This is a genomic window from Bacillus sp. PAMC28571 (assembly GCF_014250435.1).
GTDB classification, from domain to species: domain Bacteria; phylum Bacillota; class Bacilli; order Bacillales; family Bacillaceae; genus Bacillus; species Bacillus safensis.
In genome coordinates this window covers 3,290,685-3,310,087 of sequence record NZ_CP060191.1, presented here as the reverse complement: position 1 = coordinate 3,310,087, position 19,403 = coordinate 3,290,685, and the positions used below count along the sequence as shown (strand labels likewise).

Annotated in this window: 16 protein-coding genes and 1 riboswitch; of the genes, 8 read left to right on the top strand and 8 right to left on the bottom strand. The window is 40.4% G+C overall.

Annotated features, from left to right (window positions below; translation table 11 throughout):
* Positions 1-31 precede the first annotated feature (31 nt).
* From H7F25_RS16775 to H7F25_RS16760, 4 genes are all read left to right on the top strand, one after another.
* A complete protein-coding gene (locus H7F25_RS16775) occupies positions 32-847 on the top strand; it encodes a YwqG family protein (protein WP_185853958.1) in 816 nt (271 codons plus the stop codon).
* 235 nt (positions 848-1,082) lie between these two features.
* Complete coding sequence (gene licT / locus H7F25_RS16770; RefSeq protein WP_025093772.1) at positions 1,083-1,916, top strand: BglG family transcription antiterminator LicT; 834 nt, start codon at positions 1,083-1,085, stop codon at positions 1,914-1,916.
* Between the two features lie 327 nt (positions 1,917-2,243).
* Positions 2,244-4,151 carry a beta-glucoside-specific PTS transporter subunit IIABC gene (locus tag H7F25_RS16765; RefSeq protein WP_185853957.1) on the top strand — a complete coding sequence of 636 codons (1,908 nt, stop codon included), beginning with the start codon at positions 2,244-2,246 and terminating at the stop codon, positions 4,149-4,151.
* Positions 4,123-5,541, top strand: coding sequence for an aryl-phospho-beta-d-glucosidase (locus tag H7F25_RS16760; protein WP_185853956.1), 1,419 nt, complete (start codon positions 4,123-4,125; stop codon positions 5,539-5,541). The genes H7F25_RS16765 and H7F25_RS16760 overlap by 29 nt, the downstream gene beginning before the upstream one ends.
* A gap of 491 nt (positions 5,542-6,032) precedes the next feature.
* Here H7F25_RS16760 and H7F25_RS16755 read toward each other — a convergent pair whose 3' ends face one another.
* The 6 genes from H7F25_RS16755 to H7F25_RS16730 form a co-directional block, all read right to left on the bottom strand.
* Positions 6,033-7,022 (bottom strand): GNAT family N-acetyltransferase, encoded by a 990-nt coding sequence (locus H7F25_RS16755; RefSeq protein ID WP_185853955.1) that lies wholly within the window; start codon positions 7,020-7,022, stop codon positions 6,033-6,035.
* A gap of 1,061 nt (positions 7,023-8,083) precedes the next feature.
* Complete coding sequence (locus H7F25_RS16750) at positions 8,084-9,205, bottom strand: 5-methyltetrahydropteroyltriglutamate--homocysteine S-methyltransferase (protein WP_024423919.1); 1,122 nt, start codon at positions 9,203-9,205, stop codon at positions 8,084-8,086.
* Positions 9,206-9,293: 88 nt separating this feature from the next.
* A riboswitch (SAM riboswitch) is annotated at positions 9,294-9,406 on the bottom strand.
* An 82-nt stretch (positions 9,407-9,488) separates the two neighbouring features.
* Positions 9,489-10,808 carry a gluconate:H+ symporter gene (locus H7F25_RS16745; protein ID WP_185853954.1) on the bottom strand — a complete coding sequence of 440 codons (1,320 nt, stop codon included), beginning with the start codon at positions 10,806-10,808 and terminating at the stop codon, positions 9,489-9,491.
* Positions 10,809-10,857: 49 nt separating this feature from the next.
* Complete coding sequence (locus H7F25_RS16740) at positions 10,858-12,279, bottom strand: four-carbon acid sugar kinase family protein (RefSeq protein ID WP_185853953.1); 1,422 nt, start codon at positions 12,277-12,279, stop codon at positions 10,858-10,860.
* Between the two features lie 7 nt (positions 12,280-12,286).
* Positions 12,287-13,180: a 2-hydroxy-3-oxopropionate reductase gene (gene garR / locus H7F25_RS16735; protein ID WP_185853952.1), complete on the bottom strand. Its 894-nt coding sequence runs from the start codon at positions 13,178-13,180 to the stop codon at positions 12,287-12,289.
* 198 nt (positions 13,181-13,378) lie between these two features.
* On the bottom strand, positions 13,379-14,236 hold the full coding sequence (locus tag H7F25_RS16730; RefSeq protein WP_024427535.1) for a MurR/RpiR family transcriptional regulator: 858 nt from the start codon (positions 14,234-14,236) through the stop codon (positions 13,379-13,381).
* A 161-nt stretch (positions 14,237-14,397) separates the two neighbouring features.
* Here H7F25_RS16730 and H7F25_RS16725 point away from each other — a divergent pair, with 161 nt between their 5' ends.
* Positions 14,398-15,075: a DUF3298 and DUF4163 domain-containing protein gene (locus tag H7F25_RS16725; RefSeq protein ID WP_025093777.1), complete on the top strand. Its 678-nt coding sequence runs from the start codon at positions 14,398-14,400 to the stop codon at positions 15,073-15,075.
* Positions 15,076-15,158: 83 nt separating this feature from the next.
* On the opposite strand, the gene H7F25_RS16720 is transcribed toward H7F25_RS16725, so the two are convergent.
* Positions 15,159-15,338 carry a hypothetical protein gene (locus tag H7F25_RS16720; protein WP_008345664.1) on the bottom strand — a complete coding sequence of 60 codons (180 nt, stop codon included), beginning with the start codon at positions 15,336-15,338 and terminating at the stop codon, positions 15,159-15,161.
* A gap of 289 nt (positions 15,339-15,627) precedes the next feature.
* Entirely contained in the window at positions 15,628-16,860 is a 1,233-nt protein-coding gene (gene pepT, locus H7F25_RS16715) for a peptidase T (protein WP_185853951.1), read from the bottom strand.
* Positions 16,861-17,086: 226 nt separating this feature from the next.
* On the opposite strand from pepT, the gene H7F25_RS16710 reads away from it, so the two are divergent.
* The 3 genes from H7F25_RS16710 to H7F25_RS16700 are packed head-to-tail and all read left to right on the top strand — an operon-like array spanning position 17,087 to position 19,382.
* On the top strand, positions 17,087-17,410 hold the full coding sequence (locus tag H7F25_RS16710; protein WP_024427532.1) for a WXG100 family type VII secretion target: 324 nt from the start codon (positions 17,087-17,089) through the stop codon (positions 17,408-17,410).
* Between the two features lie 4 nt (positions 17,411-17,414).
* Positions 17,415-18,611 carry a DUF6861 domain-containing protein gene (locus H7F25_RS16705; RefSeq protein ID WP_185854554.1) on the top strand — a complete coding sequence of 399 codons (1,197 nt, stop codon included), beginning with the start codon at positions 17,415-17,417 and terminating at the stop codon, positions 18,609-18,611.
* 12 nt (positions 18,612-18,623) lie between these two features.
* Positions 18,624-19,382, top strand: coding sequence for a hypothetical protein (locus tag H7F25_RS16700; RefSeq protein WP_024423911.1), 759 nt, complete (start codon positions 18,624-18,626; stop codon positions 19,380-19,382).
* Positions 19,383-19,403 lie beyond the last annotated feature (21 nt).

Genomic DNA, 19,403 nt, shown 5'->3' with positions numbered 1-19,403 from the left:
ATTAGACCTATTCATAAGGAGGAAGATCATCGTGACACAATCAGCGAAGCTGAAAGAAATACTTGCACCCTACCGTCCGTTGTTAGATGAAACGGAAAAACCAATGATTCAATTGCAGATGAAACAAGGAAAAACAGGACCATACGACAGCAAAATAGCTGGTGATCCTTATTTTCCAAAAAACGACGAATATCCAGTTGACGGCGAAGGACAACCTATGAAACTTTTGGCACAAATTAATTTCGGCCAGCTGCCCAAGGTGAAGGATTATCCAGAAACAGGACTTTTGCAAGTTTTTATTTCTGTGCATGATGATCTTTATGGGATGAATATTGACCATAAAACAGAGCAAAAAGATTTTCGCATCAAATTTATTGAGGAACCTTTCTTGGCAGAAGAAGAGTTAATGACTGATTTTTCTTTTGTGAAAATTCCAGACGATTTTTATTTTCCTGTGACGAAGGAAGGCGCAATTACAGGTGAATTATCAAGCGAAACGATCAGTGTAGGAGATTTCCGCTTTGAAAAAGTCACAGGAAAGAACAGCTGGGACCTATTCGAAGATGCAGAAGGTGTTAATGGCGATGAAGCAGATGCCCTGCTGGATGAATTTTATGAAACAGCGAGTGGCTTTGGTCACAAATTGGGGGGGTACCCAGGGTTTACACAAGAAGACCCGCGTACCTATGTAGATCAAGAACATACCGTTCTGTTATTGCAAATTGACTCAGATGATGAAGTAGATTTGATGTGGGGAGATTGCGGTATTGCCAACTTTTTTATCAAACCAGAAGACCTTAAACGAAAAAATTTCGAGAATGTCGTCTATAATTGGGACTGCTCCTGATTTTGTAAAAAACACACTATAAACACTCTTTTTAGAGTGTTTTTGTGTATGTTTTTAGACTTTTTTGCCCCTATTTCGTCATTTTTGAGAGGTAATATGTCATTCTTTCTAGTTGACCGGATCAAAAAAAAATGTAAAATCATCTTAAAGTCCTCTTTTTTGAAAATAATAATAACATGACATATGAATCAACGATAAAATGCTCGAAAAAGCGGAATGTACTGGGGGGTATCAATTGATCATTTCTAAAGTAATCAATAATAATGTTGTCAGTGCGTATGATGACGAGCAGCATGAGCTGGTCATTATGGGCAGAGGGATCGCGTTTCAAAAGAAAAGCGGAGACCCGATTGACGAAGAACGAATCGAAAAAGTATTTTCTATTCAAAATAAAGATATATCAGAAAAATTCAAAACCCTGCTTTATGATATTCCAATCGAGTATATGCAAGTGTGTGAGGCGATTATTGAGCATGCGAGAACAACCCTTAACAAAAATTTAAATGACAGCATCTATGTGACGCTGACGGATCATATCACCTTCGCCATTGAACGTCATCAAAAAGGAATGGACATCAAAAATGCCTTGCTCTGGGAAATCAAACGGCTGTATAAAGATGAGTTCAAATGCGGTTTAGAAGCTATTCGGATCATTGAGGACAAGCTGAGCATCCATCTTCCTGAGGATGAAGCCGGCTTTATTGCCATGCATATTGTCAATGCAGAGCTCAATGAGGAAATGCCAAACGTGATTCAAATCACCAAACTTATTCAAGACATTTTAAACATCGTTAAATATCACTTTCAAATTGATTTAGACGAGGAATCATTAAATTATTTCCGATTTGTGACGCATTTAAAGTTTTTCGGACAGCGTCTGTTTAACGAAACACAAATGGAAAATCAAAATGAGTTTCTGTATGAAGTGGTAAAAGAGAAAAACACTGCAGCTTTTCAATGCGCAGAAAAAATTAACGAGTATGTTCAAAAAGAATACAACCGAAGTCTCATAGAAGATGAAATGCTATATTTAACTTTGCATATAGACAGAGTAATAAAAAGAAAATAAATTCAAAAAGAAAGCGTTGACATCACAAAATTAACATGATAATTTATAACTATAAACTAAATAACCCACAATCTTTTAGGATTGTTACTGGTCAAGCAGGCAAAACCTAAATCATTGTCCCTATCTTTGATAAGGCGTGATTTAGGTTTTTTTATATCTAAAGACTTATAAAAATTAAATAACGATCAATCGCTATGAAGGATTGTTACTGGTTAAGCAGGCAAAACCTAAATATCGATTAATGTCTGAATCGCTATTTCTCGGACATTAATGGATGTTTAGGTTTTTTCTATATCAAGATGAAATCAACGATTGGAGGGTAACACAATGAACCACAAACAAACAGCAAAAGAAGTGCTAGAACTTGTCGGCGGTGAAAAGAATGTTAAACACGTCACGCATTGTATGACAAGACTTCGCTTCAACTTATACGATGAAAGCAAGGCAGATAAAGAGAAGCTGCAATCAACAGACGGCGTCATGGGCGTGAATCAAAGCGGAGGCCAATATCATGTCATTATCGGCAATGATGTCTCAAATGTCTATCAAGCGATGGTCGCTGATTCAGGTCTATCATCTGATGTAAAGTCAGGCGGTACAGAAGAAGCGTCAAAACAAAATGTGATATCAAAGCTTTTCGATTTTATCTCTGGTGTCTTCACACCGATTCTTCCAGCCATCGCTGGGGCCGGTATGATCAAAGGGATTTTGGCACTGATGCTCACATTCCAGTGGATATCAGATAAAAGCAGTACGTATGCGATTTTAACAGCCATCGGAGATGGAGCCTTTTACTTCTTACCGATTCTGCTTGCTGTAAGCGTAGCCAAAAAAAATGGCACAAATCAGTATATCGCGGCTGCCATTGCAGCAGCAGCACTGCACCCGCAGTTAACCGCTTTACTGGGCGCGGGAAATACAGAATTTCTAGGCTTGCCAGTCGTGGCCGTTGTGTACTCTTCATCGGTGATTCCAATTCTACTCACCATCTGGCTTGGTTCATATGTTGAAAGATTCGCAGAAAAATATAGTCCGAAATCATTAAAGATCATCCTTGTTCCAACAGTCACACTTCTAGTCGTTGTACCAGTTATGCTCATCGCGGTTGGACCGCTTGGCGGGATTATCGGAAGTGGCCTTTCAGGTGGAATTGATTTATTGTTTAAACATGCAGGTCTTTTGGCCGGACTCTTGATCGGCGGATTCATGTCACCATTGATCATTACGGGCATGCACTATGCACTGCTTCCAATCATGATCAACAACATTACGTTAAACGGTTTTGACTACATTCTACCAATGATGTTTGTAGCGAATATGGCACAAGCAGGCGCAGCATTCGGTGTCTTCTTAAGATCAAAAAACAAAACATTCAAATCATTGGCGATGTCTACAAGTATCACAGCCTTAATGGGTATTACTGAACCTGCTATGTATGGTGTGAACATGCGATTGAAAAAACCGTTCCTTGCAGCCCTTATTGGTGCAGCAGCAGGCGGCGTGTTCATGTCAATCTTTAAAGTAAAATCATATGTGATATCTGGATCAGCAGGCCTTCCAGGTCTCCCAACATTCATTGGACCAACATTTGTCTACTCAATCATCGGTTTAGTCATCGGATTTGTTGTAGCAACAATCATGACACTTGTTCTAGGATTCAAAGATGTACCAGTGAAAGATGATACAAAAGCAGACAAACCAGAAGAAAAGAAAGACACAGCAGCACTTCAAAATGAAGTGGTACAAAGCCCGCTTGAAGGTCAACTAAAGCCGCTCAATCAAGTAAATGATGCAACATTTTCTAATGAAATTATGGGTAAAGGTGCAGCCATTGTACCAACAGCTGGGCGTGTTGTAGCACCGTTCAACGGCAAGGTTGAAACCATTTTCCACACAAAACACGCCATTGGCTTGAAGAGTGAACAAGGTACAGAACTTCTCATTCATGTCGGGATTGACACGGTAAAACTTGGCGGAAAGTATTTCACAAGTCATGTGCAGTCAGGTGATCTGATTCAAGCAGGAGATGTACTCATTGATTTTGATATCGAGGGCATTCAGCAAGAAGGCTATGATGTCACCACACCTGTTATTGTCACCAACACAAACGATTTTGCACAAGTTGATGCGAAAACAGATGGAACGATTACAGTGAAAGAGACACTGCTTACAGTCAGTGTAGAAGAAAAAGAGGAGGGTATTCAACATGAACAAGTTAGAAAAAACATTTCCTAAAGGTTTCTTATGGGGCGGCGCTGTTGCAGCCAACCAAGTTGAAGGCGCATATAATCAAGATGGAAAAGGCTTATCGACAGCTGATGTATCACCAAATGGTATTATGCACCCATTCGATGAATCAATGAAAGACCTTAACTTATATCATGATGCAATCGATTTCTACCATCGCTATAAAGAAGATATTGCACTCTTTGCAGAAATGGGATTCAAGTGCTTCAGACTATCCATTTCTTGGCCGCGTATCTTCCCAAATGGCGACGATGCGGAACCGAATGAAGCAGGCCTTGCTTTTTATGAAAAAGTATTTGATGAACTGCATAAGCACGGAATTGAGCCAGTTGTCACCATCTCTCACTATGAAATGCCGCTCGCACTTGTGAAAAACTACGGCGGATGGAGAAACCGTAAGCTTGTCGATCTTTATGAAACATACGCGAAAACATTGTTCACTCGCTTTAAAGACAAAGTGAAATATTGGATGACATTCAATGAAATCAACGTTGTATTACATGCGCCTTTCACTGGCGGCGGACTTGTATTTGAAGAGGGTGATGACGAGAAAAGCATTCAATATCAAGCAGCGCATCACCAATTTGTTGCAAGTGCTTTGGCTGTCAAAGCAGGACACGAAATCATTCCTGATGCGAAAATCGGCTGTATGATTGCAGCGATGACAACTTATCCGTACAGCTCAAGACCAGAAGATATGTTTGCTGCAATTGAGCAAGACCGTAAAACATTGTTCTTCTCAGATGTACAGGCAAGAGGTTATTACCCAGGTTACATGAAACGTTATTTCCTTGAAAATGACATCAACATCGAGTTCCAAGATGGCGATGAAGACATCTTAAGAAACCATACAGTGGACTATATTGGCTTCAGTTATTATATGAGCTTTGTGACAAGTACAGATCCAAAGATCCTTGAACAAGTGACTGGCGGTAACTTATTTGAAGGTGTGAAAAACCCTTATCTAGAAGCAAGTGATTGGGGCTGGCAAATTGATCCGAAAGGACTTCGTACAACACTGAATCAGCTGTATGACCGCTACCAAAAGCCATTGTTTATCGTAGAAAATGGATTGGGTGCTGTCGATCAAGTAGAAGAAGACGGATCCATTCAAGACGATTACCGAATTGATTACCTCAGAAGCCATTTGCTAGAGGCGAGAGAAGCCATCGCAGACGGAGTTGACCTGATCGGTTATACAAGCTGGGGCCCAATTGACCTTGTCAGCGCATCAACGGCTGAAATGAAAAAACGCTACGGCTTCATTTATGTTGACCGTGATAATGAAGGAAACGGTACATTAGATCGAAAGAAAAAGAAAAGCTTCGATTGGTATAAACAAGTGATTGCGTCAAATGGTGAACATTTGGATTACTAAACAGAGAAACTATTGTTTCGTTTCTTTAGGACATATGGTGTCTTGAAACGGTGAAAACAATTTGAATCAGGCATTATCATTCATTGGGTCTCCTCTAGGGGCATGATGGGTGATAATGCCTTTTTTATGAAAAAGACAAAATCGAACAAAAAATAAACCACACTTTAATTTGTTGCGTGGTTCATATAAATCATATAATGGTTTTAATTCGGTAATACCTATTCTTCAAGTATTTCTTTTATATCTTCAATGATTAGGGTATTTAAAATTAAATTCTAGTAGACTTAACCCTTTCCCAATTGTGGTCTAAGAAAAGAATCCTATTCTCAAAAAGTTATCAGCAGCAATTCTGTCTTCAATTCAGTAATTATACATCTGAATCTTTCTCCACTGTATGAATTCATGATCAATATTATAAAATTTAACTAGCCCAGGATAGACTATTAATAACTTGGTAGTACTCATGGAACTAGTCAGTCAGCTTTTTATAGTCATTGTATCAACCTTTTTTCAAATTCTAATTCATCTTTGACATGTATTCCGTAATTTCCTATAGAGGGAATTGTAGGTTTAACCATTCTTGCTTTATCAATTGCACCAATATAGATGTTTTTGAAAGAATATCCCTTTCTTTGATAAAACCTAATTGCATTTAAGTTATCATTACTAGTGATTAAATTAATAGAGTGTATATTTTGTGTTTTTAGATTTTGTTCTAACTCAAAAAGTAATCTACTTCCAACACCATGGTACTTTTCTAGAGCCTCCAAAGTCAGGATTTCTGCCTCTTCTTTGAATATTTTGTAAACTAATATTCCTACTATATAATCTCCACGTTTAGCCAACAAAATGTTTTCATTTAAAACATTATAAGTTGTCCCTTTAGACACCATAGTCGTTCCACCCCAATGTTCATTAAAAAACCATGTTAACCACGAAAAGTCTTTTGAACTTGGCTGAGTTATTATCAATTCTTCTGAAAGAGAACATTTTTTTGACAGCTGGATATGGGCTATTTCTTTTTCATGAGCTTGATCCTCAGAAAAATGGATTGAGATGCCTAGTTTTTCGGCGTTTATTTGAGCAAGTTTTTGTGCATAGTTCGAAAAATCTTCAGGGTCAATACCAAAATAAAAAAAACTCTCAGGTGGATTCTTTTTGTACCACAGTTTGCTACTGATGACATATTCGTTTTGTTTTGTTTCAGTTATGCTGATATCATCATATAATAGTGCTCTTCCTTCAATAAACTCTAAGACAAATTCATCTAATTTGTTTTGAGTAAATAAACGGTTTTTTTCTTGAAAATATCCTATTTCACTTAATTTGCTGTGAATCCAATTAATTAAATCAATCTCGTTTAGTTCATTATCTCTCGCTAGTGCCATTAGCATTGCAATGTAATTAACGATTGTCTTGCTTCTCTTAGTTGAAATGTTTTTATAGATGTTTTCTAAAATATCGTTGTTAAGTTTATTCATTTTACATATACAACTTCCTTTTCAATTAATTGTTTACTCAATGCTTCCAGGTCTTCGATACAAGTTTGAACATCTGTATCATATTCTTCAGTAATTTCTAACAAGTTACCAAGATTGTGGCTTTGGCTCGTTTGTATCCATACTTGTTGGAATATCTCCGATTTCATCATAACTTCCATAAACTCTTCAACGGAGAATTCTAAAGGATGGAATGAATAATTTGAATACCTGTGCTGGTGTAATGGGGGTATGGTTTATAATTTTATTACCTATCGACGGATAGTTTATTTTCTTTGGCGAAATCATTATATAAATAACATTCATCATAAGTTAGCCATGAATGTACACTCCTTTCATAAAGTGTTAAGGTATGAAAAAACAAGTTTATAATACATGTCCATTAGCAATAACTACATTACTAAACTCAACAAGAAGAGTAGTTTTATAAACTTTATTCTTGTAATCATTTTTCTATTTATGTATTAAATTTCAAGTTAATACCCTAACGGAAGTCATAATATCACATTTTTCTTATTTTTTTAATTTAGATCAATAAATTTTTGACAAGTTTTTATATCGATACTCTCTATCTAATAAAGTGAATATCATTGAGGAGGCAGGGATCTTAACGAATTTTTAGTACCACCTGTAGGGGGCAATGAGTTGGTATGAAAAAGAGTTGCCTTAGCATTTGATTTCACCGATATATTTAAACCAAAGCTTCGAGACCCCATAAACTATAGTCATACTTTTAGGTTTGCTTGAGGGAACGATGGAAAAAGCAGTATTGTAATTTCTAATAATTAGGGTGGATTTTCAGTAGGAGATATTCTGGCTAGGAAGATGACTTGAATGTATCAATCCACTTAACTTGTTAGACAACTTATGAGTATAAAAATGGTTTTTAAGAAGATAACGTATGTTCAATATCTTCTTAAACTCAACTATAGAAGTAATACGATTAAACTTAATATCAAGTTGATTGAGATGACAAAAAATAAAGAACCGCTTAAAAAAGCGGTTCTTTATTATGAAGGTCAGGTTTTTCTGTAAGTTTCCGCCTATTTCCACACTTGATCAGCAATTTCAATCACATGACGCAGCTTTTCCCATTGCTGCTCTTCTGTTAACAGGTTGCCTTCCTCTGTTGAGGCGAATCCGCATTGTGGGCTCAAACAGATTTGGTTAATGTCTACATATTGAGCCGCTTCCTCAATGCGTTTTTTAATCTGTTCAACTGGCTCAAGCTCTCCGTATTTTGAAGTGACAAGGCCTAGTACGATTTGAAGGTTTGGGTTCTTCACATATCGAAGGGGCTCAAATCCGCCAGAACGATCGTCGTCAAACTCTAAAAAGAGACCATCAAGATCTAAGCCGGCAAAAATTGTTTCTGCCGCTGCTTCGTAACCACCTTCAGCTGCCCATGTCGATTTAAAGTTACCTCGGCAAATGTGCATCGTGATCACCAAATCCTCTGGGCGGTCGGCAACAGCTTCATTGATTGTCTTTGCAAACGATTCACGAAGTTCATCTTCTTCTCGGCCAAAGGCTTTGATTTGTTCGTGGCCTTTTTCGGAAAAGAACACTGCCCATGCCGTATCATCCAGCTGCAAGTAGCGGCAGCCTGCATCATAAAAAGCACGGATGGCTTTCTTATACGCTTGTGCCACATCATGGTGGAATTCCTCTAAGCTGTCATACACTCCTTCTTCAAGCTTTCCACGGAAAAAGAGCATATTCGGACTTGGAATCGTCATTTTAGCCGTATGATCACCAGCGATGCTGTGAAGGAAACGATAATCCTCCAGCATTGGATGATCTGTAAAATCGATCTTGCCTGTTACCTTGATACCTCTAGCTTTTGTCGTTGTGTTATGGAATTGAATGCCTTGATCTGCTTCAAATCCTTCAACTCCATCGAGTCCTTCAAGAAAGTCAAAATGCCACCATGCACGTCTGAATTCACCATCTGTGACAACCTCTAACCCAATTTCTTTTTGCTTCTCTACAATACGTGTAATTTCTTCGTTTTCAATTTGTCGGAGCTGCTCTGCTGTCAGCGTACCGTCTGCTTTTTGCTTGCGTGCTTCCTTGATGCGCTCTGAACGAAGTAAACTTCCTACTTGATCTGCGCGGAATGGCGGTTTCGTTGTTTTCTTTCCAATGGTTTGTACTTGTGTCATGCTGAATCCCTTCTTTCTTCAGGTTAAAAAATCAAATAAAAAAGCTCTTCCTTAGATAAGGAAGAGCATCATATACTGTGAGAACTCTGCCTTATCTTCAAACAAGCATTTGCTTGCTTAAGGAATTAGCACCATTCTGTTCCTAGGAACAGCGGTTGCCGGGTTTCACAGGGCCAGTCCCTCCACCACTCTTAATAAGGTTACCTTTTGATTCAATTTTCTTAATAAACACAATTATTCAACGTTTTCAGGGAAAAGTCAATGGTTTTTACAATTTAATTTCCTACATGAACAAATCAGCGACAAGAACACCAGCAAGTCCGACAAGTGAAAGCACGGTGACCATCAATGTCCACGTTTTAAAGGTTTGAGCCATTGATAGGTTAAAGTATTCTTTATAAATCCAGAAACCCGCATCATTCACATGAGAGAATGTAATACTTCCCGCACCTGTTGCGATCACCATTAATTCAGGGCTGACACCCGTCAGGCCAATCAGTGGTGCAGAAATGCCAGCCGCCGTGAGACCGGCGACAGTGGCTGATCCTAAAGAGACACGAAGGACAGCAGCAATGAGCCAAGTCAGAAGCAGGGGAGAAAGTGTGCTTCCTTGCATGATCCCTGCAATGTATTGATCGACGCCGCTATCAATGAGCACTTGTTTAAAGGCACCGCCGCCTGCAATAATTAATAGAATCATAGCAATAGAGCCGATAGAATCCGTGATGGACTTCATCACATCCTGCATGCTCTTTCCTCTTCCAAGCCCAAACGTGTAGATGGCAAGCAGCACTGAGATTAATAGTGCAATCGCCGGTTCGCCTAAAAACTCAGCAGTTGGCAGCAATGGGGAGGATGGGAAGAAAATTTCTAGAAATGCTCTGAATGTCATAAGTAATACAGGCAAAACAGCAGTGAAAATGCTAATGCCGAAGCTAGGCATTTCTTCTTCTGTGAATTCCTTTGGATTAAATAAGTTCTTTGGGATATGTGCGTGCAACTGATCTTTTTTAAATAGTTTCGTAAACAGAAGTCCGCCTACTAAAACAGCAGGAATCGCTAAAATAATCCCAACCAATAAGGTTTGTCCCAAGTTTGCCTGAAAGACATTCGCAATGGCAGTCGGTCCTGGATGAGGAGGGAGGAAGCCATGTGTGGTGATGAGTGCAGCGACAAGCGGCATACCCACATACAGCACAGGAAGTCTTGCAGCTTGAGCGATCGTAAAGACTAATGGAATTAAGATAATGAATCCGGTTTCATAAAATAGAGCAATTCCAATCACAAACCCAGTCAGCATCGTCGCCCATTGGATTTTTCCGATGCCAAATCGGTCAATAAGTGTCATCGCGATCCGTTGAGCTCCGCCAGAATCAGCCATCAATTTCCCAAGCATCGCTCCAAAACCGAGAATGAGTGCCAGATGTCCGAGCGTACTGCCAAGTCCTTTTTCGACGGAAGCGATCGCTTCTAGTGGTGTCATCCCTTCTAACACAGCAACAATTAAAGAGACAATAATCAAAGAAATGAAAGCGTTTAACTTAAAGACAACCATGAGTAAAAGCAATAACAAAACGCCAAGCCCAATAAACACTAACGACATGATCTTTCCTCCTTTGTGGTGCATAAGGGGCGCAAACACCCCCTATGCCTTATCCTTCAAGTATGTCTACAGCTTCTTTTAACGTATCCTTTGCCCCAACATTTCCCGGGAAAATCACATAAGACATGAAAGGGAATTTACTTTCTTCTCCTGTTTGCCAAACGGGGATACCTGGTTTGATTTGACCTGCCACGGTCGCACGTTTCACGCTAAGTCCTCTTGTCCCAATATCGCTGGAGGTAATTCCACCTTTGGCAATAAGATACTTAGGACGAATGGTGAGACGCTGGACAATACTTGTCACAGCATCACTAATCTCTACAGAGAGCTTTAGTTCTTCCTCTTGGCGATCATCCCCAAGATCAAGCCGTTCTCTTCTTGTATAAACAGCCACAGATTGACCACCTGCCAACAGTGTTTCAGTTTGCTGAATGACGCGGTCAATTTCTTCGCGAAAGGCATCAGGCTCTAACACGAGGTGGGTATTAAATTCAATAAAAGCCATCTTTTTATTTTGTTGCAGCGCTTTTAATTGTTCTGTTGTTTTTTTCACATGAGAACCGATCATAATGAGACCACCATGCGGGCTTTCTCCTTGTATCAAGGCATCTCTTGTTAATAAGGCTTGATCCCCTATACCGCCAAGTACTTTTGTGAGCGCCGCCGCACTTCTGAACATCAGCTGCTGTCCTGCTTGAATGGCTTCAATGAGAGCGGTGACAAAGACTTTGACATCGTCATAGTCCACCGCGTTTACAACCACCTTTTTGAAATCCTTGACACTCATGAGCTGATGTTTGATTTGATCAATGCGTAAAGCCCGCAGATCAGCTAACGAAATGTAGGTCGTGTTCTCTTTTGTGAACATTCCTTCTGACTTTTCTTCAATCCATTCTCCAAGATGAGATGATTGAAAGCCGAATGTACGGTCTCTTGCAAATTCTGTGTCACCAGCAGGAATTAATTCATGTCCTTCCTGTACGTAATGAATATTGTCAATCGTAAAGCGTCCACCTTCTTGGAAAAAAGGAAGAAGGATTTCACCATCGAAATGGCGGGAGCTTTGCTGTTCAATGGTCGTTTTGAGTACTTCAGTTTCAAGCGGAAAGTGCCCGCGAAGAGTAGAATCCCCTCTGCTGACAATGACGAAGTCCTGATTAAGCCGTTTAGCCACCTTTACAATGGTTGCTGCGATTGTTTTGTGCGCAGCGGCAGTTTCTTTCTCTGTCATACTGCGAGAATTGGTCAAAATAAAGAACATGCGGCTGTCTTCAAGAAAACCAGCTTCAATGCTTTCCTCTGACCAATCGGTGAAAACAGAGACGCCATGTACGGTTTGAATCCCTGTTGGATCATCGTCTAATACAATAACTTTATGCTGAAAGCTGCTCAGTGCTTGTTCGTATGCTGATTGAATGGCCTTTGAATCTGCTTTCGGAATGGCATTCAGTATGTCAGTGTTTTGTTTCATGACCATCTCATCCTTTCTTTACTTCGACATGAGCCATTTTTTCGTAATATTGAACGATGCCGCCATGATCAAGCCCGGATTTTCCGTCCGCTTTGAGGGCGTGGAAGATTTCGAGCAGCTGACTAGAAAGCGGAAGAGGAACACCGATATCGTGAGCAGTTTCCATGACATTGGTTAAATCCTTCAAGTTGATGTCGATGCGTCCGCCAGGTTCAAAATTTCGTTCTAAGATGAGAGGAACTTTTGCATCGAGCACGGCACTTCCTGCCAGTCCGCCGCGGATGGCTTCATACATCTTATCAATGGCAATGCCTGATTTAGCAGCTAGAACGAGCGCCTCGGACATGGCCGCAATATTTAAGTTGACGATGATTTGATTGGCAAGCTTCGCTGTTGTCCCGCTGCCATTTGCCCCAACTAATACGACTTCAGTGCCCATTGCAAGCAGGACATCCTTCACTTGCTCAAAGATGGATTCTTCGCCGCCAGCCATGATGGCAAGTGTTCCGTCTATTGCCTTCGGTTCTCCGCCGCTGACAGGTGCATCGATAAATTCCACCTGATGCTGTTTGGCAAGAGCAGCTAAAGCCCTGGAGGTGACAGGAGAAATTGAGCTCATATCTACGATGACAGTGCCAGGTGCAGCTGTCGTTAAAATGCCTTGATCACCTGAAACGACTGCCTCTACATGCTCTCCTTTAGGAAGCATTGTGATGATGATATCGCTTTCAGAAGCTGCCTCAGCTGCTGAAACAGCACCTTTTGCTCCGGCTTCTTGTAACGATCGAATCGCTTCCTCATTTAGGTCAAAAACTGTCAAAGCATGACCAGCTTTTAATAGATTGAGTGCCATAGGTTTTCCCATAATACCTAGTCCAATGAATCCAATCTTCTTTGTCACGTTGTCCGCCTCCTATATAGAAAACCCTTAAAAAAAGCGCTTTCTTTTCATTGTGTTAGTATATATACTATCTTTAAAATTTAATAGTAGGAAATAAACTATTGTTCATTTAATGTACATGACGTGATAGGAACGTGTCAACGGAAAATATGAAAAAAGTCACAAAAAAAGACCGGAATCAGCTCCGGTCTTTTGTGTTTATGTTTTATTTTTAGCTACGGCTAATCGAGATCGTTTCACGTTTTCAATGGCATTTGATCCTAGCTCTAAAACAGCGGTGACGTATAGTACATCAATGATCACAAGCTGGTTGATACGGGAGATCATGGAGTCTGATCGATAGGTTGTCTCTCTTGAAGAGCTAAGCAGATGAAAGTCAGACCGCTTTGCGAGCTCAGATTTCGGATAGCTGGTGATAGAAGCAACCTTTGCCCCTTTTTCTTTTGCAAACTGTACGGCGTCAAGAATTTCTCTGCTCTCTCCAGAATGGGAGATTGCGACGATAAAATCGTGTTCCGTGGCGTGTGTTGCAATCATATTCATCATATGCGGATCACTGCATAGGCTCACTTCAAAACCAAGCTGCAGGAACTTATGATAAGCATCCCCAGCAATAAAGCTGGACGCGCCTGCTCCAAAAAAGACGGTTTTATGTGCCTGTTTCATGTGTTCAATGAATTGTGTGACGGCATGATCTTCTAAAATATGCTTCATATCTTGTATAGAGTTTGTTGTTAACTCTATGACCTTATGTTTAATGTCAGCTACACTATCGGTTGCCTCGATCTCACCGTATATGGATTGAGGTGTATTGGTCGCGATATCCTGTGCGACATGAACACGAAACACTTGATACGATTCATAGCCAATTTTTCTTAGAAACCGAAAGATCGTCGTTTCACTTGTGCTGCATTCAGCAGCGAGTGCACTTATAGAATGAAGCACAACTTTCTGAGGGTTTTGTAAAATGTAATTGGCAATCTTTTTCTGGGTTGGGGACAAACTATGAAACGTTGTCCGAATGTGACTAAAAATATTCTCTTCTATGATAAACACCACACTTCATCTAGCATTCTACATTAAGCATACAGGAACTTATGAAAACGGTAAACAAACCCGATGTGGAAAAATGAAGAATAATATGGAAAAAATACTTCTTTTGGTTCTTTTGTCATGGTATACTCATTTGGTAATAGACAAAAATGGGGGTTTTTACTATGACAATGAAAAAAGGCCTAACGATCAGCCTGCTCATTTTCTCACTGATTGTTTCCTTGTTTGCGCCAGTTGGATCTGCTGATGCCAAACAAGCAAAAAAAGCAAAAGTAAGCACACACTATTATAAGAAGAAAAAAACGTTCAAATATGCACAGGTGAAAAATCTAAGCAAGACGCATATGAAAACCATCAATCGTGATTTAAAAGAAGATATCGCTTTTTCTTATTCTACTTACTTGTACTTAAAGGACGAAGCGAAAAAAGAAGGCTACGGGAAGGTCACGTATGAGAGAACGTATAAAACGAAATTTAACAATGGTAAGAAACTGAGTATCTTAAACTATGATTACATGTATAACGGTGGAGCGCACGGAGACACAATGGTTTCCAGCATGAACTATGTGTTAACAAAGAAAAAAACAAAGCAGCTGTTCTTGACAGACGTTGTGAAAACAAAGAAAAAGCGTACGAAAGTAAGAGATTATATTTATAACTACACAAAGAAACATAAAAGCAAATTCTACGCGAACCTGAAAAAAAGCGACATTGAAATCAACTACAACACGCAGTATTACTTCACGAAAAAGGGAATTGCTGTTGTCTTCCAGCCATATGAAATTTCACCTTACTATGTTGGAATTCCTATGATTCAAGTGCCTGCGAAGGTATATAAATAAAAAGAAAAACGACCAGATTCAGTGGTCGTTTTTTGCTGTTTTTCAACAAAAAGAGCCCCCTCATGAGGCTCTTTTATTTGGATCTATACTTGTTTAGGTGCATCATTTAGTGGGTGACGGCGTTTTCCGTTGTAGTGGCGGCGCATACGAAAGATTTCAAACTCCGAAAGCTCTGCGCTTTTTCTTTTTTGAGTGCGGTTATCTTTTTTGAAAGAGAATAGTAAGTAGCAGCAAAGTGAAGCGATAATCAATAAAATCATCATATGACATTCCTCCAATTCATCCTATTCTTTAAGTGTAGACAGGGTGAGTGATGTTTATAACTGAAAATAAGCAGCAGACTTGGTTTAGTTCTTAAGGTTCATTCAATCTGCTATTTTAGGTCTAAAATACTGGTTGTTTTTAACTATTATATTTCCAGTTATTTCACTCGTCAAGAAGAATTTTTTCTGGGGTTGTCTCTATTAGTACGAATAAGTGTCATAAAAGTTTCAGAAAATTGTAAACTTTTATTAAAAAACCGTTCCCGAACAGGAACGGTTGTAAACATGTTTATGCTTTTTCCTCAAATAAACGGGCAATTTCAACGATAACTTCGGTTGCTTTCACCATGTTTTCAACGGAAATAAATTCATATTTACCGTGGAAGTTTTCCCCGCCAGTAAAGATGTTTGGCGTTGGGAGACCTTTATATGAAAGCTGGGAGCCGTCTGTGCCGCCGCGAATTGGTTCAATGACCGGTGTTACTGAGCGATTTTCCATGGCTTCATGAGCAATGTCCACAATATGTTTCACCGGCTCAATTTTTTCTCTCATATTATAATATTGATCCTGAATGCTGAGAGTGATGCTGTTTTCTCCGTACGTGGCTTTTAAGTCATTTGCTATTTTTTCAAACAGTGCCTTGCGATTGTTGAATTTCTCTTTATCAAAATCACGGATAATATATTGCAGCTCGGCCTCTTCTACTTCCCCTACAAATTTCGTCAGGTGGAAAAAGCCTTCGTAGCCTTCTGTATATTCTGGAGATTCGTCAGAAGGAAGTTTATTGTGAAAGAGCATCCCAATTTTCGCAGCGCTGACCATTTTGTCCTTTGCTGTTCCTGGGTGGACGTTGTTTCCTTTAATGGATACTTTCGCGCCCGCTGCGTTGAAGCTTTCATATTGCAGCTCGCCAAGCGGTCCGCCGTCAATTGTGTACGCATAGGAAGCGCCAAAGGCATCAACATCAAACTTGTGCGGCCCTCTGCCAATCTCTTCATCCGGCGTAAAAGCGACGCGGATTTTTCCATGCTTGATTTCTGGGTGTTCGATGAGGTACTGCATAGCTGTCATAATTTCTGCGATACCAGCTTTGTTATCTGCACCAAGCAGGGTTGTGCCATCTGTTGTAATCAGCGTATGTCCTTGGTACTTTTGTAAATTTGGAAACTGTTGTGGAGATAAAACGATATGTAGATCTTCATTTAAGGTAATGTCGCCGCCTTGATAGTTCTCATGAAGCTGCGGTTTTACATTTTTGCCGGTGAAGTCAGTGGCTGTGTCGATATGAGCCAGGAAGCCAATGGTCGGCACGTCTTTGTCTGTGTTAGATGGGATTGTCCCCATGACATAGCCGTTTTCATCCATAGTCACTTCTTGAATCCCGATGGATTTCATCTCTTCAACAAGCTGTCTCGCCAGGTTCAATTGTCCTTCAGTAGATGGGCAGCTTTCCTTTTCTGCATCTGACTGCGTATCTACCTTCACATAACTTGTGAAACGCTGAATCATTTCCTCTTTCATCTATACGTCACTCCTTTTGTAGAATACGTCCATTTTATCACGTCTTGAATGCGCTTCATAACAAGAAAGGCTTTCTCTGGCAATTAGAGAGGAAAAAGGCCTACTTTCATTAGGTAATGTGCTGAATGGTTCTTTAGGGTGATTTTTTTGGGTGTCTTTTTATTTATAATGAGGACATATAAAATCATCCATTTGTACGTTAAATTGGGAGAAAGGGGTGCGAAAGTTGGATTCTAGTCAAACGCTGGCACTCGCTCAAAAGTTTCAGGAAGCGGCTGATGAGATTCGGCAGTCCAAGCAGCTGCTGGAAAATCGGCTGAAGGCAGTAGGATCAGGCTGGCAGGGAGAAGCAAGGGATAAATTTGATCAAAGCTTTGAAGAAACAACGGCACGCTACGATCAATTTGAAAAAGATTTGCTTGAAACAAGTCAGGAACTGCGGGATGCAGCGGTCAAAATTGAGGAGCGTAAAGCTGAAATTGCCAGGATGGAAGAGCTTGAGCGAAAGAGACGAGAAGAACGGAGAGAAAGAAACCGAGAAGGGAGATGATGTGATGGCACGTGACATTGTGGTTGATCCAGATCAGCTGACAGGGCTGGCGAATGATTTTGTAGGCGAGCTGTCAGCCATTGAAACGAAGCACCGCGATTTACATAGTGAACTGGACGGGCTGATTTTAGGCTGCGATCCTCGGTATAGAAGCTGTTTTTCTGGTGTCGGGGATGCATGGGGAGCAGGACAGGCATTAATCAGCAAATTGAGCAGTGATGATATTGCCATTCGTCATGCAACCGATAAAATGGTCGAAGCAGATGATATATTGCGGAAATTGTACAGTATCTATGATCAATATGGTACACTCACGAACTTAGCTGGTATCGTGATGATGCAGGCGAAATATTACGGGCTTGGGATGACGACTTTCATTAAAGAGAATGGCCGATATGCAGCGCAGCATTCAAAGCTGCTGCTTGATCTGACCAGCCGGGTAGAAGGAACGAGATTTGACCGGTTAGCAAGGATTTGGCTGAGTAAAAAAGAATTATTAAAACGATCGAACTGGCCGATGGCTGACTTGGTCCATAAGAAATTCACAAAATTTTATCCTGACGATACAGTTTCGTTCACAAACAGTGTTCGTGATTTTACAAAAGGAAGTATTAATTGGAAGGACACGGCTGCGATTAAGTCTGTTCTGAAAAATGGTGCAAGATTTGCGAAAGGAAATGCCATTATTGCAACAGTTGTCACTGGTGCAACAGAAACGGTTGGCTGTGGATTGAAAATTGCCGAGAACTATGCAGAATTCGGAGATCAACCCGAAGTTCTTAAGCGTGAAAATGCAAAGGCTGTTGGAAATGCAGTGAACAATACGGTCTTTATCGCTGGCGGTTCTGTCGCAGGTGCCGTTGTCGGCGGTGCTCTTGGCAGCTTTGCAGGTCCGATTGGAACCGTTGTTGGCGGCGCCATTGGTTCAGCAGTAGGTGGATTTATTGGAGAAAAAGTCGCCAAGCTGACATCCGGTTTTGCTGAACAGATGGCAGTGAAATTAAAGGACCCGATTCATGCAGTCGTGGATAAAGGGAAAAAAGCATTCGAACTGGCGGGTCAAGGTGTGAAAGCAGTGAATGATACCATTGATCAGGCAAATCAGGCGATACATAAAGGGATAGAAAAAACAAAAGAAACCGCAGATTCGCTCATAAAGGGTGCAGGCGATTTCTTTAAGGGTGCATTTTCTTTTGGATAAGGAGAGATCAAGTTGGATCAGCTAAGTCTAAGTATTGAGGAACTCATCTTTAGTTTTTACAGTGAAGGCTATTTTGAACAAGGCATGTCCTTAAAGGAGGCCTATTATCCTGAAGTAGAGGACGAGCGCCTTGGGTTTTTATTTGAAATTGCGTGCCGCTCTTTGCTTGCAAAAGGTGTACTGGAATTTCGAAACAGACAATACCGTTATAAAGCGGAATACCGTCATTTCATCCAGGCGATGAATGATGCCTCTCACACGATCAAGGCATCTAAATTTGGAGACACAGATGAAGAAGTCAGCACCTCTTTTCACACAACACAGGCGGGTGTATATGCGCATCATACGCTTTATGATCAACAAGTACATCAGATTCGCAAACTGGACGGCGATCAGCAGGCAGAGGAGCAAGTGACAGCCTTTTTCAATATACAAATGAATGATCACCCTGAACCTGTCATCAGCCTGCAGGCAGAGGAATTTGAAATGCTATTAGAACAGGCAAGCGAAGCGAAAAGTGAGTGGCCATCCTTCCTGAATAAAGCGGAGAATCAAGAGCTCGTGAAGGCATTTGTTTCTGATGTACAGACGAGAAAAGGAAAGATGGACTCCCTCATGAAGGTCGTCTATGACAAAAATAATACGCCTGATGTGGAGTCGATGATATTTGTGATTCCAGGTGAGAACCAATCGTGGCTTGTATCAGGAATAAAAGAAAATCAATTTCGCATTGAGACGGCTCATCAAGACGGGTTACGTTCTATATTCTAATGGAGAAAAGGAGAATGACGC

Coding starts and splice junctions, on each gene's coding strand:
- H7F25_RS16765 (WP_185853957.1), top strand. CDS start 2,244: ATGAACCACAAACAAACAGCAAAAGAAGTGCTAGAACTTGTCGGCGGT.
- H7F25_RS16760 (WP_185853956.1), top strand. CDS start 4,123: ATGAACAAGTTAGAAAAAACATTTCCTAAAGGTTTCTTATGGGGCGGC.
- H7F25_RS16755 (WP_185853955.1), bottom strand. CDS start 7,022: ATGAATAAACTTAACAACGATATTTTAGAAAACATCTATAAAAACATT.
- H7F25_RS16750 (WP_024423919.1), bottom strand. CDS start 9,205: ATGACACAAGTACAAACCATTGGAAAGAAAACAACGAAACCGCCATTC.
- H7F25_RS16745 (WP_185853954.1), bottom strand. CDS start 10,808: ATGTCGTTAGTGTTTATTGGGCTTGGCGTTTTGTTATTGCTTTTACTC.
- H7F25_RS16740 (WP_185853953.1), bottom strand. CDS start 12,279: ATGAAACAAAACACTGACATACTGAATGCCATTCCGAAAGCAGATTCA.
- H7F25_RS16725 (WP_025093777.1), top strand. CDS start 14,398: ATGACAATGAAAAAAGGCCTAACGATCAGCCTGCTCATTTTCTCACTG.
- H7F25_RS16720 (WP_008345664.1), bottom strand. CDS start 15,338: ATGATGATTTTATTGATTATCGCTTCACTTTGCTGCTACTTACTATTC.
- pepT (WP_185853951.1), bottom strand. CDS start 16,860: ATGAAAGAGGAAATGATTCAGCGTTTCACAAGTTATGTGAAGGTAGAT.
- H7F25_RS16705 (WP_185854554.1), top strand. CDS start 17,415: ATGGCACGTGACATTGTGGTTGATCCAGATCAGCTGACAGGGCTGGCG.